The 15,449-nt window shown below is 43.2% G+C and carries 14 protein-coding genes and 1 pseudogene; 12 read left to right on the top strand and 3 right to left on the bottom strand.

Annotated features, from left to right (window positions below; translation table 11 throughout):
• The first annotated feature begins 74 nt into the window (after positions 1–74).
• Together P0G38_RS13610 and P0G38_RS13605 are read left to right on the top strand one after the other, a co-directional pair.
• Positions 75–917, top strand: a pseudogene (locus P0G38_RS13610) (Cof-type HAD-IIB family hydrolase).
• A 116-nt stretch (positions 918–1,033) separates the two neighbouring features.
• Positions 1,034–1,198 carry a hypothetical protein gene (locus P0G38_RS13605; protein ID WP_164888623.1) on the top strand — a complete coding sequence of 55 codons (165 nt, stop codon included), beginning with the start codon at positions 1,034–1,036 and terminating at the stop codon, positions 1,196–1,198.
• A gap of 157 nt (positions 1,199–1,355) precedes the next feature.
• Here the strand turns inward: P0G38_RS13605 and P0G38_RS13600 are convergent, their stop codons facing one another.
• The gene (locus P0G38_RS13600; protein WP_074536369.1) at positions 1,356–1,994 is read right to left on the bottom strand and encodes a CPBP family glutamic-type intramembrane protease; all 639 of its coding nucleotides are present in this window, start codon (positions 1,992–1,994) and stop codon (positions 1,356–1,358) included.
• A gap of 513 nt (positions 1,995–2,507) precedes the next feature.
• Here P0G38_RS13600 and hisG point away from each other — a divergent pair.
• The 8 genes from hisG (at position 2,508) to hisIE (ending at position 9,820) form a co-directional block, all read left to right on the top strand.
• Entirely contained in the window at positions 2,508–4,067 is a 1,560-nt protein-coding gene (gene hisG / locus P0G38_RS13595) for an ATP phosphoribosyltransferase (RefSeq protein ID WP_074536370.1), read from the top strand.
• The gene (gene hisD, locus P0G38_RS13590) at positions 4,064–5,344 is read left to right on the top strand and encodes a histidinol dehydrogenase (RefSeq protein ID WP_081343889.1); all 1,281 of its coding nucleotides are present in this window, start codon (positions 4,064–4,066) and stop codon (positions 5,342–5,344) included. Before hisG ends, hisD begins: the two co-directional genes overlap by 4 nt.
• The gene (gene hisC, locus P0G38_RS13585; RefSeq protein WP_074536372.1) at positions 5,341–6,399 is read left to right on the top strand and encodes a histidinol-phosphate transaminase; all 1,059 of its coding nucleotides are present in this window, start codon (positions 5,341–5,343) and stop codon (positions 6,397–6,399) included. Before hisD ends, hisC begins: the two co-directional genes overlap by 4 nt.
• Positions 6,396–6,989, top strand: coding sequence for an imidazoleglycerol-phosphate dehydratase HisB (gene hisB / locus P0G38_RS13580; protein WP_005225202.1), 594 nt, complete (start codon positions 6,396–6,398; stop codon positions 6,987–6,989). Before hisC ends, hisB begins: the two co-directional genes overlap by 4 nt.
• Positions 6,990–7,054: 65 nt before the next feature.
• A complete protein-coding gene (gene hisH / locus P0G38_RS13575; RefSeq protein ID WP_074536373.1) occupies positions 7,055–7,678 on the top strand; it encodes an imidazole glycerol phosphate synthase subunit HisH in 624 nt (207 codons plus the stop codon).
• The gene (hisA, locus tag P0G38_RS13570; protein ID WP_015509107.1) at positions 7,675–8,394 is read left to right on the top strand and encodes a 1-(5-phosphoribosyl)-5-[(5-phosphoribosylamino)methylideneamino]imidazole-4-carboxamide isomerase; all 720 of its coding nucleotides are present in this window, start codon (positions 7,675–7,677) and stop codon (positions 8,392–8,394) included. The genes hisH and hisA overlap by 4 nt, the downstream gene beginning before the upstream one ends.
• Positions 8,391–9,149, top strand: coding sequence for an imidazole glycerol phosphate synthase subunit HisF (gene hisF, locus P0G38_RS13565; protein ID WP_074536374.1), 759 nt, complete (start codon positions 8,391–8,393; stop codon positions 9,147–9,149). The genes hisA and hisF overlap by 4 nt, the downstream gene beginning before the upstream one ends.
• A 38-nt stretch (positions 9,150–9,187) precedes the next feature.
• Positions 9,188–9,820 (top strand): bifunctional phosphoribosyl-AMP cyclohydrolase/phosphoribosyl-ATP diphosphatase HisIE, encoded by a 633-nt coding sequence (gene hisIE / locus P0G38_RS13560; protein WP_010747556.1) that lies wholly within the window; start codon positions 9,188–9,190, stop codon positions 9,818–9,820.
• A 131-nt stretch (positions 9,821–9,951) separates the two neighbouring features.
• Here the strand turns inward: hisIE and P0G38_RS13555 are convergent, their stop codons facing one another.
• On the bottom strand, positions 9,952–10,401 hold the full coding sequence (locus P0G38_RS13555; RefSeq protein WP_005225207.1) for a DUF305 domain-containing protein: 450 nt from the start codon (positions 10,399–10,401) through the stop codon (positions 9,952–9,954).
• Between the two features lie 258 nt (positions 10,402–10,659).
• Between P0G38_RS13555 and P0G38_RS13550 the strand changes: the two genes are divergently transcribed.
• Both P0G38_RS13550 and P0G38_RS13545 read left to right on the top strand, forming a co-directional pair.
• Complete coding sequence (locus P0G38_RS13550; protein ID WP_074536375.1) at positions 10,660–11,133, top strand: YehS family protein; 474 nt, start codon at positions 10,660–10,662, stop codon at positions 11,131–11,133.
• A 392-nt stretch (positions 11,134–11,525) separates the two neighbouring features.
• A complete protein-coding gene (locus P0G38_RS13545) occupies positions 11,526–14,402 on the top strand; it encodes a MucBP domain-containing protein (RefSeq protein ID WP_167823077.1) in 2,877 nt (958 codons plus the stop codon).
• Between the two features lie 104 nt (positions 14,403–14,506).
• Here the strand turns inward: P0G38_RS13545 and P0G38_RS13540 are convergent, their stop codons facing one another.
• Positions 14,507–14,941 carry an Asp23/Gls24 family envelope stress response protein gene (locus P0G38_RS13540; protein ID WP_086294613.1) on the bottom strand — a complete coding sequence of 145 codons (435 nt, stop codon included), beginning with the start codon at positions 14,939–14,941 and terminating at the stop codon, positions 14,507–14,509.
• Positions 14,942–15,449: the final 508 nt, after the last annotated feature.

Below are 15,449 nucleotides of genomic sequence, written 5' to 3'. Positions count from 1 at the left end.
ATGGTGACATCTTGGATTCAGCAAATATGTTCATGTGAGCGTTTTATTGATTGGGTTAGGAAAGAAGGAATGAAATGACGAAGAAAATTGTCTTTTTAGATGTAGATGGAACATTGTGCGATGATGCGGGAAACGTACCAGAAAGTGCTCGCCAAGCGATCACAGCGGCACATAAGAAGGGGCATGAGTTTTTCTTGTGTACAGGTCGTTCAAAAGCCGAAATCACAGAAGATGTACTGGCACTGCCTTTAAGTGGAATGATTGGTGCCGGCGGCGGTTATTGCGAGGTGCACGATGAGGTGATTTTGCACAAAGTTTTTGAAAAGGAAGCCTTATTAAGACTGATCGATTTCTTAAAAGCAAACCAAATCGAGTATTACTTGGAATCGAATCAAGGATTATTTGCAAGTACCAATTTACGAAATCGGTTGATTGAGATCGTCTTAGCAGGTGAGCCTGTTGAAAGTGAAGCAGGAAAACAACGCGTTCAAACTATTCAGTGGTTCCTTGATTTACTGATTGAGGACGAAGCGAAAATCGATTACGATGACGTGAACAAAGTTTCCTTTATCAATCATTCCATTCCTTATGAACAGGTTCATGACCAATACCACGAACAATTCCAAATGATTCGCAGTACAGTTCCTGTTTTTGGCAAAGACAGTGGCGAGATCGGCATCAAGAATATCCACAAGAAAACAGCCATCGATTTTCTCTTGAACCATCTAGGGATCGATAACAAAGATACCTTGGCGTTTGGTGACGGCCATAATGATGTCGAAATGTTTGAAGCCGTTGCGACAGGAATTGCGATGGGCAATGCCTGTGAATAGCTATTGGCAGTAGCTGACGAGCTGACGGCTCGTCCAGAAGACGGCGGGATTGCGCAAGCACTCCAAAAGCACGGTCTGGTGTAACCACTAAGAAGCAGATGTCTGCACAATTCTTTTGTTTCCTAGAGGAATTGATCAGGAGTTGAGCGACGTTGTTAAAGTGACCTGTAAAACCAACGATTGACAAGGAGGCTGGGTAAATGAAGGAAACGACCTTTTTTTGTTATCTTGAACAAGCTTTGAAAAACCTGAAGGCGACAGAAGCCCTGCGTTTTAATATCGAAGGCGAAGTCAAGCGGCTGATGAAGGTGTACAGTGAAGCAGAAATTTGTGAGAAAGTAAAAGAGGATCCCTTTAAAAAGTAAGGACATTTTCTTATGAAACACAGCGAATAGAACAAACACCCAACCTCGTGAAAGGCACAAAAGCGATCAATGCTTCCTTTCAGGGAGGAATACTCAGGCAACTAGTTGTTGTATCAAAAAAGACTGATTTCAATTGAATCAGTCTTTTTCGTTTTTCTCAAGCAGTCAGATAAGCCACTAAAATAGCAAACAGGTCGAACAAGACATGTGTGCCCCAACTAGTCAGGATCGAGTTGCTCTTGATGGCAGCTTGGTTAAATAGCAAGCGCGCCACCCCTTGAATGAAAAGAATATGAACCAAGGTATGGAAAACATTGCCGTTGTCATAAGTGCTGTAATGAACCAAGCCAAAGATGATCGCGGAAAGGATGCTGGCAACTGGCAAGGTACATTTACTAGAAAAAATCGCTAAAAAGAAGATGGAAAAGAGTTCTTCTCCAAGTAACATGATTGGAATAACTAGCAGAGTCAACCACTGAAAGCCTTCGTTCACAGGGTTTCCGTGAAGATCCCACTTTAGTCCGTATTGCAAAACGAGAGAAACGAGAAAGCTGATCAGGATGTTTAAAAGAAAATACTTGCTGATCGTCTTCACTGGCGCGATGGGTTTTCCAAAGAGCTGCTTGACTGCTTCTTTACCGTAAACTAGCCGTAATGCCCAATAGCTGGCAATCGACAATGAGAAGATGCTGACGATGGCAGGGGCATACAAAAGACCGACCAAACCGATACCTGCGAGGACCGTTCCTAGTAAAGCGTTGTTCCATGAGATTTGTTTTCCTATAAGTTTGTTCATTTACTTTTCTCTCCTTATTAAGCTATAGAGCATGTACTATTTAGCTGTTTTCTCTGATTCTTCTGCTGTGTGTTTTTTGTGCCGTAATATAAGCGATAAGTACAACAATGAACGTTTTGGGTGATTTTCATATCATCGCTTCATTTGCGCCAATTCTTTGTACGGTACAAAAGATAGAGTAATCGATAACGAGTTTCTGAAACAAGATGGTCGTATATTTCGGACTTTTTTATGGTTGAGCAACTAAGTGATGGAGGATGCACAAGTACTAAGTTACTTCATTAAGAAAGGAAAACTGACTTCCAGATTCGATGGAATAATCGTCAACAAAGAAACGACATCGCTATGTTCTCTTGAAATCGACTAAAAATTCCAGAATATTTCGAAAAATACCATTGCTTATTTATGGCAAAACCATTAGTATTATTAGAAAAACTGATGGTGAATCGATGATAAAGCGTGACTTTAGCAGTGAGAAAGCCGAATCAGTGGCATGAAATAGGAGTGATAAGTGTGGAAGAGTTATGGAATGTATTAAAACCAGCCGAACAAGTCGAACTGAAATTAAGAAAATTGTATACGCAGCATCATTTTTCACCTTATCACTCGAACAATTTTGAAGAGTATCGCAACTATCAGCAAAGTGATCAGTTCTTGCGTGGTTCTTCCATCATCACGTTTACAGGCACGGATGGCAGGACGATGGCGCTAAAACCCGATGTCACCTTGTCGATTGCCAAAAATACACCTTCTGGAGAAGCGCGCAGAGTGTATTATGTGGAAGATGTCTATCGACAGGATCGTCAAGCAGGGGAATACCAAAAGATCGATCAAATCGGTTTGGAGCTCATTGACCAAATCACATGGGAAGATCAACTGGAGGTTGTAAAACTGGCTTGGGAAAGTTTGGCTCAGGTGGGAAAAGGGACCTTGGATCTGTCTCATATGGGGATTTTGGATGGCATCTGCCAACGCTTCCCCGAAGCGGATCGACAAAAGGTACTGCACTGCCTGCGGGACAAGAGTTCCCATGGCATGGATGCACTGACTGAAAAGGCTGGCTTGTCAGCAACAGAAGCTGAAAAATTGGCGAAACTGGTACGTTTGTCAGGTGATTTTGAAACCAAGTATCAAAAAGCCAAGGAGCTGATGGCTGATTATCCCCAAGCACAAGCTGGTTTAACAGAACTAAAACAACTGTATCAAGCATTGCAAAAAGAACAACTGTCAGCCTCCATTCGGATAAGGCTGGATTTTTCAATTTTAAATGATGCCGATTATTACAGTGGCTTGCTGTTTCAAGGATTCATCGAAGAAGCAAGAGAGACGATTTTATATGGCGGCCGTTATGATCGCTTGATGAGTCGCCAAGGCAAAGAGCAAGGGGCGATCGGTTTTGGTATGAAGCTCAATCATGTAGGGCAAAAGTTGCCGACTGACAACGAAAGTTCAGGCTATTTGAACATTGCGCTACCTAAAGGCCGCATGGGGGATGCCGTATACGATTTATTCACGAAAGCTGGAGTCGCTGCGCAAGGCGTCTTCAAAGACAATCGCCAACTAATTTTTTGTGATGAAGAAAACAAGCTGCGCTTTTTCTTAGTCAAGCCGAGCGATGTGGCGATCTATGTGGAGCACGGAGTGGCGGATATCGGTGTCGTAGGCAAAGATATTTTAATGGAAAGCAAGGCAGAAGTCATCGAATTTCTTGATTTGCATATGGGGGTCTGCCGTTTGGCAGTAGCTGCGCGTACGGATTTCGAGGAAGATTTCTCCCGACCGCTGCGGGTCTCCACAAAATATCCGCAGATCACCCGCCAGTTTTATCAAGGATTAGGTCGCTCGGTGGAATTGATCCAACTGCATGGATCCATTGAATTGGCTCCTTTGTTAGGTCTCTCCGATGTGATCGTTGACATCGTCGAAACGGGGACGACACTAAAAGAAAATGATCTAGAAGTGATCCAAGACATCGCGCCGTCTTCAGCGCGTTTAGTGATCAACCACGCCACGTGGCGTTTCAAGCAAGAACGCATTCAAACAGTGATTGAGAAGGTGAGGGAGCAATTATGAGAATTTTTTCGACCCAAAAAGATACGATCGAAACGATTGTGGCAAGGAAACAGTCGGAAACGAAGGATGTTTCAACCGTTGTCGCCCAAATCATTGCCCGTGTTCAGCAGCAAGGAGATCAGGCGTTGTTTCAATTAATTGAAGAAATCGATCAAGTGACCTTGTCTTCCTTAACCGTCAGTCTTGAGGAGGTTGAAACGGCTGTCCAAGCCGTCTCCCCTGAGCTGCTTGAGGTGATGGAACAGGCGAAGGAAAACATTTTGGCATTTCATCAAAAGCAAGTCCAGCAAGGCTTTGTCTTGACGAAGGAAAATGGCGTTGTGATGGGACAGCGGGTCTTGCCACTAGCAAAAGTCGGGGTCTACGTTCCTGGCGGCACAGCAGCTTATCCTAGTACGGTTTTGATGGATGTCCTGCCCGCAAAAATCGCCGGGGTCAAAAAAATCGTTATGATCACACCGACGGACAGCCAAGGAAAAGTTCCAGCTGCTATCTTAGCGGCAGCTTCCGTTGCTGGAGTGGATGAAATCTACAAAGTCGGTGGTGCCCATGGCGTAGCGGCATTGGCTTATGGGACAGAAACGATTCCCAAAGTCGACAAAATCGTGGGACCAGGAAATATTTATGTCGCCACAGCGAAAAAAATGGTGTACGGCGAAGTTGATATCGATATGATCGCAGGGCCCAGCGATGTGCTGATCATCACCGATGCCAGCGCAAATCCTCGCTGGCTGGCAGCGGATCTTTTGGCACAAGCCGAGCATGATATCTTAGCGCAAGCCATCTTAGTCACAACAGAAGCAGCCTTGATTGAACAAGTCCAAGTAGAGCTTGACTTGCAGCTGAAGGAACTGCCCCGAAAAGACATTGCTGCTGCAGCGCTTGAATCTAGCGGAAAGCTGATCCTAGTCAAAGATTTGACCGAAGCTCTTACCATTGCCAATCAAATCGCCCCAGAACACCTTGAATTAGCAGTGGCAGATCCTTTTGCTTTGTTGGGACAAGTAGAAAATGCGGGCAGTGTCTTTTTAGGACATCATACACCAGAAGTGCTGGGAGATTATTTTGCTGGGCCAAATCATACCCTACCGACGGAAGGGACCGCCCGTTTTTACTCACCGTTATCAGTGGATGATTTTATTAAGAAAAGCAGCTACTTGTATTACCCAGAAGCAGCCATGAAGGCGGCTGGTCCAGCCGTAGCATTGTTCGCAGAAACCGAAGACTTGATCGGCCATGCCCGTTCGATCAATGTACGAAGAGAGGGAGAAAAATGACCTTTTTACATCAAAAGTATCACAAGCTGACTCCTTATACACCAGGGGAACAAGTAGACGAGCAAGCCGTTATTAAACTGAACACCAATGAAAGTCCTTATCCGCCAGCGCCAAGTGTTCAAGCAGCGGTTGCCGATGCCGCCCACAAGCTGAATCGTTACTCGGATACTGCTGCTGAAGTGGTGACAACCCCTCTGGCTGCTTATCTTGGCGTTACACCAGCCCAGCTGTTTCTCGGTAATGGCAGTGACGAAGTTTTGTCCTATCTCTTTCAAGGCTTCACGGAAAACGGCATCGCCTTTCCCGATGTGACCTATGGGTTTTATCAAGTGTATAGTGCCTTGTACCAAGTCGCTGCCACCGTTGTTCCGCTGCAAGAAGATTTCTCGATTGCGTTAACGGACTACGATTCGCTCAAAGGGACCGTTATTTTTGCCAATCCCAATGCGCCGACTGGGGTTTATCAAGAACAAAGTGAAATTTGTGCCTTTCTAAAACGGCATCCCGATCGCTTAGTGATTGTCGATGAGGCCTATCTCGATTTTGGCGGCTCTTCAATGGTTTCTTTGATCGATCAATACCCAAATCTCTTGGTTGTGGGGACGTTTTCGAAATCTCGGCAGCTGGCAGGGGCACGCCTAGGCTTTGCGGTTGCTAATGAAGGACTGATCCAAGACTTGAATCGGTTGAAATTTAGCTTGAATCCTTACAATGTCAATAGTTTGACCCAAGCCGCTGGTGCAGCCGTTTTGCAAGAACAAGCGTATGTCGATGAGAAGATCCAAGCAACGATCCACGTGCGTGAGTGGAGCAAGCAAGCCCTAGCGAAACTCGGCTTTGAGCAGACCGACAGCCAAGGAAATTTTTTGTTTGCAAGGCACCCTGCGATTGCTGGTGAAGAGTTGTATCAGGCACTGAAAGAGCAGAAAATCTTCGTCCGCTGGTTTAATCAGCCCCGCATCAAAGAGTATTTACGGATCACGGTAGGAACGAGGGCCCAGATGGAACGATTGATGACGGTGTTAACAACGATCATAGAAGAGGTGAAGGAATGAGAAAAGCAGAAGTTACCCGCAATACGACTGAAACCAAGATCCACCTGCAGTTGACGATCGATGGTACTGGTCAGCAATCAATCAAGACTGGTGTGGGGTTTTTAGACCACATGCTGGAATTATTTGTCCGCCACGGTCGCTTTGATTTGACGTTGGTCTGTGATGGTGATACAGAAGTAGATGCCCATCACACAACAGAAGACGTAGCCATCGCCATTGGCCGAGCGTTTTCAGAAAGTCTTGGGGAGCGACGAGGCATCAAACGCTATGGCAGTATGCTGCTGCCGATGGACGAAGCCTTAGTCATGACAGCGATCGATATTAGCGGTCGTGGCATGGCAGTCGTAGAGTTGGCGATACCGAGCGAAAAAATCGGGCAGCAGTTTGATACGGAATTGGTTGAAGAATTTTTCATTGCTTTTGCCCGTGAATTAGGTGCTACGATCCATCTCCATCAAATCGCTGGCAAAAACAGCCACCACATTGTGGAAGCTTGTTTTAAAGGCTTTGGGCGGGCTTTAGGTGAAGCAGTAGCGATCAATCAAGCAGCCCCAGATGAGATCCCTTCAACCAAAGGGACGATCCAGTGATTCATGAGGGGAAAATGATTACGTATCTTCCACACAGAGGGATGAGATAAGGAAAGGGGCGTATTATGTTAGCAATCATCGACTATGGGGTCGGCAATTTGTTCAGCTTGTCTCGTTCGCTGGATTATTTGGGGGTTGACTGCCAAATCACGCGTTCACTAGCAGAATTAAAAGCTGCCGACCGCATTCTTTTACCCGGCGTAGGCGCTTTTGGCGATGCCCGCCAAAAGTTGGCAGAGTTGTCGCTGATCGAACCGATCCAAGAATTGGCAGCAGCTGGCAAACCCTTTTTAGGCATTTGTTTAGGGATGCAGCTGTTGTTTGATAGCAGTGAGGAGTTTGGCACACATGCGGGGCTGGGTTTGATTCCAGGACGGATCGTTTCCATGCAAAGCGCCTTTGAAGAAGCCAAACAGAATCTGAAAGTGCCGCAGATTGGTTGGAATCGGCTGACTGTCAGAAAGGAAAGTCCTCTCGTCAGCGGGCTAGGGGAACAAGACTTTGTCTACTATGTCCACAGTTATTTTGCTACTGATTGCCAAGAGTATGTCATAGCAGACAGTGACTATGGTCTAGCAATTCCCGGTATCGTGCAAAAAGACAATGTCTTCGGCACTCAGTTTCACCCAGAAAAAAGTGGGGCTGTCGGGTTGAAGATTTTAAAAGCATTTACGGAGGTGCCGCTATGAAAATTTTTCCAGCAATTGATCTGTTAGATCAAAAAGTGGTCCGTTTGTACCAAGGAGACTATGAGCAAAAAGAAGTGTTTGGGGATGATCCAGTGGCATTTGCTCGTTCATTTGAAGAAGAAGGTGCCAACTATCTGCACCTCGTCGACTTAGATGGTGCCAAAGCTGGCAAACTCCATTACTTTGATGTCGCAAAAAAAATCGTCCAGCAAACCAATCTGTTTGTCGAAGTTGGCGGCGGGATTCGTGAGGAAGAAACGATCCAGCATTGTTTGGCAGCAGGCGTTCACCGGGTGATCCTCGGCACGATTGCCCAGAAAGACCCAGCATTCACAAAAGCGATGCTCAAGAAATACGGCAATAAGATCGCGATTGGGGTCGATGCCAAGGAAGAAAAAGTGGCCGTGGAAGGCTGGCTCGAGAAAACGGCAACAGACGCGTTTACTTTTTGCCAACAATTGGTGGAATGGGGCGCGCAAACGATCATCTTTACCGAAATCTCGCGTGACGGTACAGGAGAAGGCATCAATCTGCCGCTATACGAAAAACTCAATCAATTGGATTGCGACATCGTGGCTTCTGGCGGCGTGGCTTCATTGGCAGATATTAAAGGATTAAAACAGTTGGGCATCTCTGGCGTGATCGTCGGGAAATCCTTATATAACGGCAGTCTCCAATTGGCGGATGTCTTAGCAGCAGGGGAGGCAGAAGCATGATCGCCAAACGAATCATTCCTTGCCTTGATGTGCGAGATGGGCGAGTCGTGAAAGGGGTCAATTTTGCTGGCTTAAAAGATGTCAATGATCCAGTGACTTTGGCGCGCTTTTACAATGAACAAGGCGCCGATGAGCTGGTTTTTTATGACATTACTGCTTCTGCAGAAGAACGCGGCTTATTCACGGACATTTTGCAGCGCGTGGCGTCAGAAGTGTTTATCCCCTTGACGGTGGGCGGTGGCATCAATCAAGTAGCAGATTTTGAACGAGTCTTAAACTGTGGCGCCGACAAAGTCAGCGTCAATTCGGGGGCGCTTCGCAGACCAGAGTTGATTGCAGAAGGCGCGAAACGCTATGGCAGCCAGTGCGTTGTTTTATCCGTTGATGTTCGCCGTGTCGGTGAGAACTGGCATGTGTTTGCCAAAGGCGGACGGGAAGATACAGGCTTAGAAGCATTGGCATGGATTCGCCAAGCTGAGCAGTTAGGTGCTGGTGAACTAGTCATCAACAGCATGGATACCGATGGCGTGAAACAGGGGTTTGATTTAGACTTGCTGAAAGCTGTCAGCGAAATCACCAAATTACCGATCGTCGCATCGGGTGGTGCTGGCAAAAGTGCCGATTTTATCGAGCTGTTTCAATTGCCAAATATTGAAGCAGGGTTGGCGGCCTCAATTTTTCACTATGGCGAGGTAAAAATCCCGGCGCTGAAAAAACAATTACAGGCCGTCGATATTCCCGTACGAATCGTATAGCGTTGGCGTTTTGATAGGCAATAGAAGGAGTGGATAACATGGTGCAAGTACGATTTGATGAACAAGGATTGGTTCCAGTGATCGTGCAGGATGTGGAAACGAATGAAGTCTTGACCTTGGCTTATATGAACCAAGAAAGTTTGACCTTGACCTTGAAAGACCGATTGATGACCTTTTATTCCCGCAGTCGCCAAGAATTGTGGCGCAAAGGAGAAACCAGCGGCAATTACCAGCATTTAGTATCATTGACCGCAGATTGTGATCAAGATGCTTTAGTCGCCAAAGTAAAAAAAGACGGACCTGCTTGCCATACAGGCACAGAAAGCTGCTTTACAGAGGTGCTTTATGGTACAGAATCCTCTCCGACCATCGATGCGTTGTATGAGCTGATAAAAGGTCGTAAAGATACGCCGCAAGAAGGCAGCTATACCAGCTACTTGTTTGAAAAAGGCAGTGAGAAAATCTTAAAAAAAATCGGCGAGGAAGCAACCGAGGTCGTAATTGGGGCGATGAAGGAAGACCGTCAAGAAACCGTTTATGAGATTGCTGATTTGGCGTATCATACATTGGTTTTAATGGCAGAAATGGGGATTGATTTAGCGGCTATTCGCCAAGAGCTTGCCAAGCGTCATGTTGTGGATAAGAAAGTCAAACAAGAACGGATGCAATAACGGTCAGGATTTTTCAGTAGAAAGAAAGTAGCTGACGATAAAAAAGAAGCCCTTCAGCCATTGCTTGAAGGGCTTCGTAACCGTGGCGATAAAGTTGATCTGCTGGTTCTTTGAATGAGCACACAAAATGGCTATTTGTTTTCCAACTCTTCGATCAATTCTTTCATTTCCTTGATTTCTTTTTCCTGTGCGTCAATGATTTTTTCTGCAAGTTCTTTTACTCTTGGATCAGACAAATCGGCATTTTTACTGGTTAAAATCGCAATCGAATGATGGGGAATCATGGCTTTCATCCAGGCCGTATCTCCCACGGCGGTTTGGCTTCTGACCATAAACAGTGAACCAAAAAAGAGTACAACACTGACAACTAAAATTCCGATATTCATTTTCTTGTTGTCATACATCTTCCACATAAATAACAGCATGATGATCGCCATCATCGCGCCCATCATAAGTGCCATAAACAGTCGGGTTTGGCTGAAAAAGATATGATCGAGGGCGTAGACATTGAAATACATCATACAAAACATAATCACCGTCGATACCCCAATCATCACCAAAAATTTCCCGTATTTCTTCATTTCTTTCCTCTCCTTTTTGTATACAAAATAAAAACAATAAAGCAATCCAAAACATCATCGTAACAGATGCTTTTTTTTGTTTATTGTTTTGTTAGAATAAATTTACTCCCTAAATCAAGTATAGCGGAGGAAGTAGAATGAGAGAAGCGATATACATTTGAACGAAAACAATGGGTTCTTAGAGTAAAAAAGCGAAAACGGGATTACTCGTCTAGGTTTATTTGTTATAATCAACCTAAGAAATGGATGGTGTATAGAATGAATCACAATGATCGCTTGACGCGTTTACGCTATGCTTTGGATATCAAGGATACCGACATGGTGAAAATTTTTGAACTTGGCGGCGCTTCTTTCACAAAAGAAGAAGTAAAACAATTGTTGAAGAAAAAAGACCCTGAGACCTATGAGATTGAATGTACCAATGAAGCCTTTGAGCGTTTCTTAAATGGTTTGATTCGCTCGCAACGAGGAACAAAGCCAGATGCTGCAGAACCTGTCTTGGAGTTGAACAATGGCAATGTAAATAATTTGATGCTGAAGAAAATAAAAATCGCCCTTTCCCTAACAACAGATGAAATGCTGGACATTTTCCAGCAAGCGGGAGTCAAAGTTTCAAAAGGTGAATTAGGCGCCATTTTACGAAAAGAAGGCCATCGCAATTACAAGCCATGTTTAGACAAATATGCCCGCAACTTTTTAAAAGGATTGACGATCGAGTATCGGGATAACTAGTAAAAAATCAATAATAGGCTGAACTTACAATGGGCCGCCCAAAGAGATGCATGTTATGTGTCTCTTTTTTTGTGTAAATTCAAAAAACAATGTAAATCAGTGATTATAACGCTAACTGAGGCCAAACTTGGAGCATGAAGGAGCAGGTGAAGTGAGCGATCTGTTTGCTTGAATAACCTGTTTGTTAAAACCTGACAAGTTTGGTCATTTCTGATACAAATGTTGACGTGTTCAGAATGATGAACCATGTAATACTATCAAAATGAACAGGAGTATCCTGTGTCTAAAAGTTGTAATTAACAAGTCGTCACCATCATCAGAAGGGGAAGTTTGTCGATAGGTGAAAGATAGGAAAGCGTATCGTATTTAAACGAATATAAAAGGAGAATGTTATGAAAAGGAAATTTTGGGGCTATTTGTCATTGGCGATCTTGTTAAGTCAGCCTGTGTTGGCACCTTTGGCACAAGTTATGGCTGATGAACAGGAAACCATTCCATCAAACAAAGAAATAACGACATTAGGAACATTAGAAAAAGTGGAGGAGACTACTGAAACAGTCGATTCTTCTCGTATAAAAGAAGAAATCAACGGTGACACCACAAGTAACTCAGAATCGCAAGAAGTGGTTAATGATGATGAGAAAAGTGGCTCGACGGAGAGTACAGAAAAAAACCTCCCTGATTCAAGTGAAGACACAGCTAGCTCGGCAACTGAATCATCAGCGGAAATGAAAGAGGTATCTAATCGCAGCGTTTCATTAGACGCTTGGATGCCAGATAAGAATTTGCAAAATGAGGTAGCGAAAGGGTTAAACAAAACAGTTGATACAATCACTCAAGAAGATATGGTGAATCTAAAACAGTTAGATTTTTCTTCTTTAGCCAAAGACACAGTAGTCGATTTTACTGGTTTAGAATACGCTAGCAACTTGCAGGCGTTATATACGACATCTATTATTGCTACGAATGTTCCCAAAATCACTATGGCGGAAAATGCAACATTGTTTACCCGTCCTAATGTACTAGCACAGATTTTTCCAAAAGGATCTTTTTCAAATATCCACATAGGAAATTATGATGCCTATTTGACAGCCCAAGAATTAATTGGGGTTGGTCAATATCTTAGTGGATGGGTAACAGATTATCTGACGGTCTATGCAAGTAGCATGACGGATTTTTCTAAGTTAGAGCTATCTCCAGAACACCATCAAAATTCCCAACTATCTATTATGACTCAGGAGAAAATACTATTAGAGCCAATGCTAGTAAAAGATGGCCAATCTGATGTTCTTTATAAAGACCGTATGATGGTTGATACCCAAGGAAATGCGTTGCTCTCTTCTTTGTCCAACAAAAAGTATTCTTATTCGATTCGGGGGATAGATAAAAATGGCTATAGCTTTCCCTTATATGAAAATGATGGGTTTGAACTGACTGAAGAAGGAATTCAATTTAAAAATATTCCCGCCAATGTTGACTATTTGTCAATCACTTCTCTTGTTCCTAATCGTTTATCCACCGAGAGAGCTGCTAGTACAGGTACCATTCAATATTTAGTGAATTATCAAGTACCTGTGAAGTATGTGAATACTGCAGAAGATGTTACGGTCAAGTATCTTGACGAAAACGGACAGACGCTTGCACCAAATGTCACTTTATCAGGGTATGTAGGCGACCCCTTTACTACGGAAGAAAAGGATATCTCAGGTTATACACTGAAAGAGATCCAAGGGGATAGGATAGGGATCTTCAGTGATGTCGCGCAAGAAGTCGTTTATGTCTATGAACGTAGTGATGCAGCGCCAGTGACGGTCAAGTATGAAGATACAGAAGGCAATGAATTGGCAACACCAACCGTATTGAATGGCAAAGTAGGTTTGCCATATGAAAGTGAAGCCAAAGCGATCCCAGGCTGGTACGTTTCTCAAACACCAACTAACGCTAACGGGACTTACAGCGAAACGGCACAAGAAGTCGTCTATGTCTATGAACGTAGCGATGCAGCGCCAGTTACCGTGAAGTATGAAGATACAGAAGGCAATGAATTGGCAACACCAACCGTATTGAATGGTAAAGTAGGGTTACCCTATACAAGTGAAGCCAAAACGATCCCAGGCTGGTTTGTAGCTCAAACGCCAAGCAATGCTAATGGGACTTATAGTGAAACAGCTCAAGAAGTCGTTTATGTCTATGAACGTAGTGATGCAGCGCCAGTTACCGTGAAGTATGAAGATACAGAAGGCAATCAACTATCTACATCGACAATATTGAACGGCAAAGTAGGTTTGCCCTATACAAGTGAAGCCAAAACAATCAATGGCTGGTACGTTTCTCAAACACCAACTAACGCCAACGGGACTTACAGCGAAACGGCACAAGAAGTAATTTATGTCTATGAACGTAGTAATGCGGCACCAGTTACGGTCAAGTATGAAGATACAGAAGGCAATGAATTAGCAGCACCAACCGTAATGAATGGCAAAATAGGTCTGCCATATGAAAGTGAAGCCAAAGCAATCCCAGGCTGGTACGTTTCTCAAACACCAACTAACGCTAATGGGACTTACAGCGAAAAGGCACAAGAAGTCGTCTATGTCTATGAGCGAAGTGATGCAGCGCCAGTTACGGTCAAGTATGAAGATAAAGAAGGGAATCAACTATCTGCACCGACAGTATTGAGTGGAAAAATAGGTTTACCATACACAAGTAAAGCTAAAGCCATCCCAGACTGGTATGTTTCCCAAATGCCAACTAACGCTAACGGGACTTATAGTGAAAATGCGCAAGAAGTTACCTATGTCTATGAACGTAGTGATGCAGCACTGGTTATCGTAAGATATGAAGACATGGAAGGAAATCAATTAGCTGAACCAACGATCCTTAGTGGAAAAGTTGGCTTGTCTTATGAAAGCAACGCCAAAGAAATATCTGGCTGGCGGGTTTCAAAGACGCCTAAAAATGCAAAAGGTACCTTCAGTGCTGCCGTCCAAGAAGTTATTTATGTTTACAGTGCTGATAAAGAGAATGAGCCGGGAGAAGATTCAGGAAAAGATACACCAGAATCAGAAAACAAGACGCCGGAAGAAGAGAACGGGAATAGCTCAGGAAATAACAGCAAGCAAACAAACAAACAAACCAAATCAAAAAATAAGTTGCCTGCAACAGGAGAACAACTTACAGGTCAACGAATCATGGGCTTTTTGGGAGTCATCACTGTTCTGTTTTCTTTCGTAGTAATTTTGAGACGAAAAAGAAAAACTGAAAATTAAAAGCTTTTCAATAGAGAGGAAAGAGTATCCAGAATTGATTATTTTCTGGATACTCTTTGTTTAACCCTATTTAATTATGAGCGAGAATATGAGATTTTTATCAGTTATCTTTCGAATGTTACGTTCTTGAATTCATCATTCAATCCATCCCGATAGGCAATAGTCAAGACTAATTTTCCTGTTGTTTTGTCATAGTCTATCACGTTTAGTTCTAGAGAGAAGTTCTTAACATTGGCATCAATATAAGAAACAATTTCTTTTTCTTCCTCACCGATTTTTATCGAAAGTGTACTTTCTCCTAATAAATTCGCCTCCTCCAGAGCTGTTTTGGCTGAGCGTATTTCAGGCTGATAGAAGACAGTGTTTGTTTGAGTTAAATAGGTTCTATTTATTCGCAACGGAACGGTGATCTTTCCAAAGTCATTTGAGACAACGATCCCAGCTTTATTACTAGGGGAGAAAAAGACAGCGAGACCTATTAAAATTAGAACGAGAATACTAGCAACACTTGACCATACTATTTTTTTTGATATTTTCATTGATTTCAGTTCATTCAGCGAAGCATGAACACCTGTCCCCCCATTCTTTTTAAATAATGTAAGAAGTTAGCTTGATTATGGCGAAGATACTTTAAAAATAACTGTACTAATTTTCAACTTTATATAAGCGTAATTGATAGAAAGTAAAAGCTTTTGGAATTGTTGAAATGCTCAAAGGCTACCTAACTATTCGATTGTAAATACTCCTAAAAACCGACTCTCTTATTATCGTAGCAAAATATACGTTTTTTTACTTTTATTATTATAAAATAATTTTTTGATAAATTGCGGTTTGGACTGTTTTGTCGTCTTAAACCAGCTGTTAGAAAGAGCAATGCTCTCCAGATGCAGTAACTCGTAGTTCTAAGTAGTTGTAGCCATGCTTTTGCTTATCCTAAATGATTCAGAAGGTGATAGTTTCAGAGACAACTTCTTATAAAATGAAATAAGTAATCAATGAGTTCACACTGAATGAAAATAGATCGTGAAAGGAGTATAATTACCTTAA

It is taken from the genome of Enterococcus casseliflavus (assembly GCF_029215545.1).
Taxonomy (GTDB): domain Bacteria; phylum Bacillota; class Bacilli; order Lactobacillales; family Enterococcaceae; genus Enterococcus_D; species Enterococcus_D casseliflavus.
This window is presented reverse-complemented; position numbering and strand designations above follow the sequence as displayed.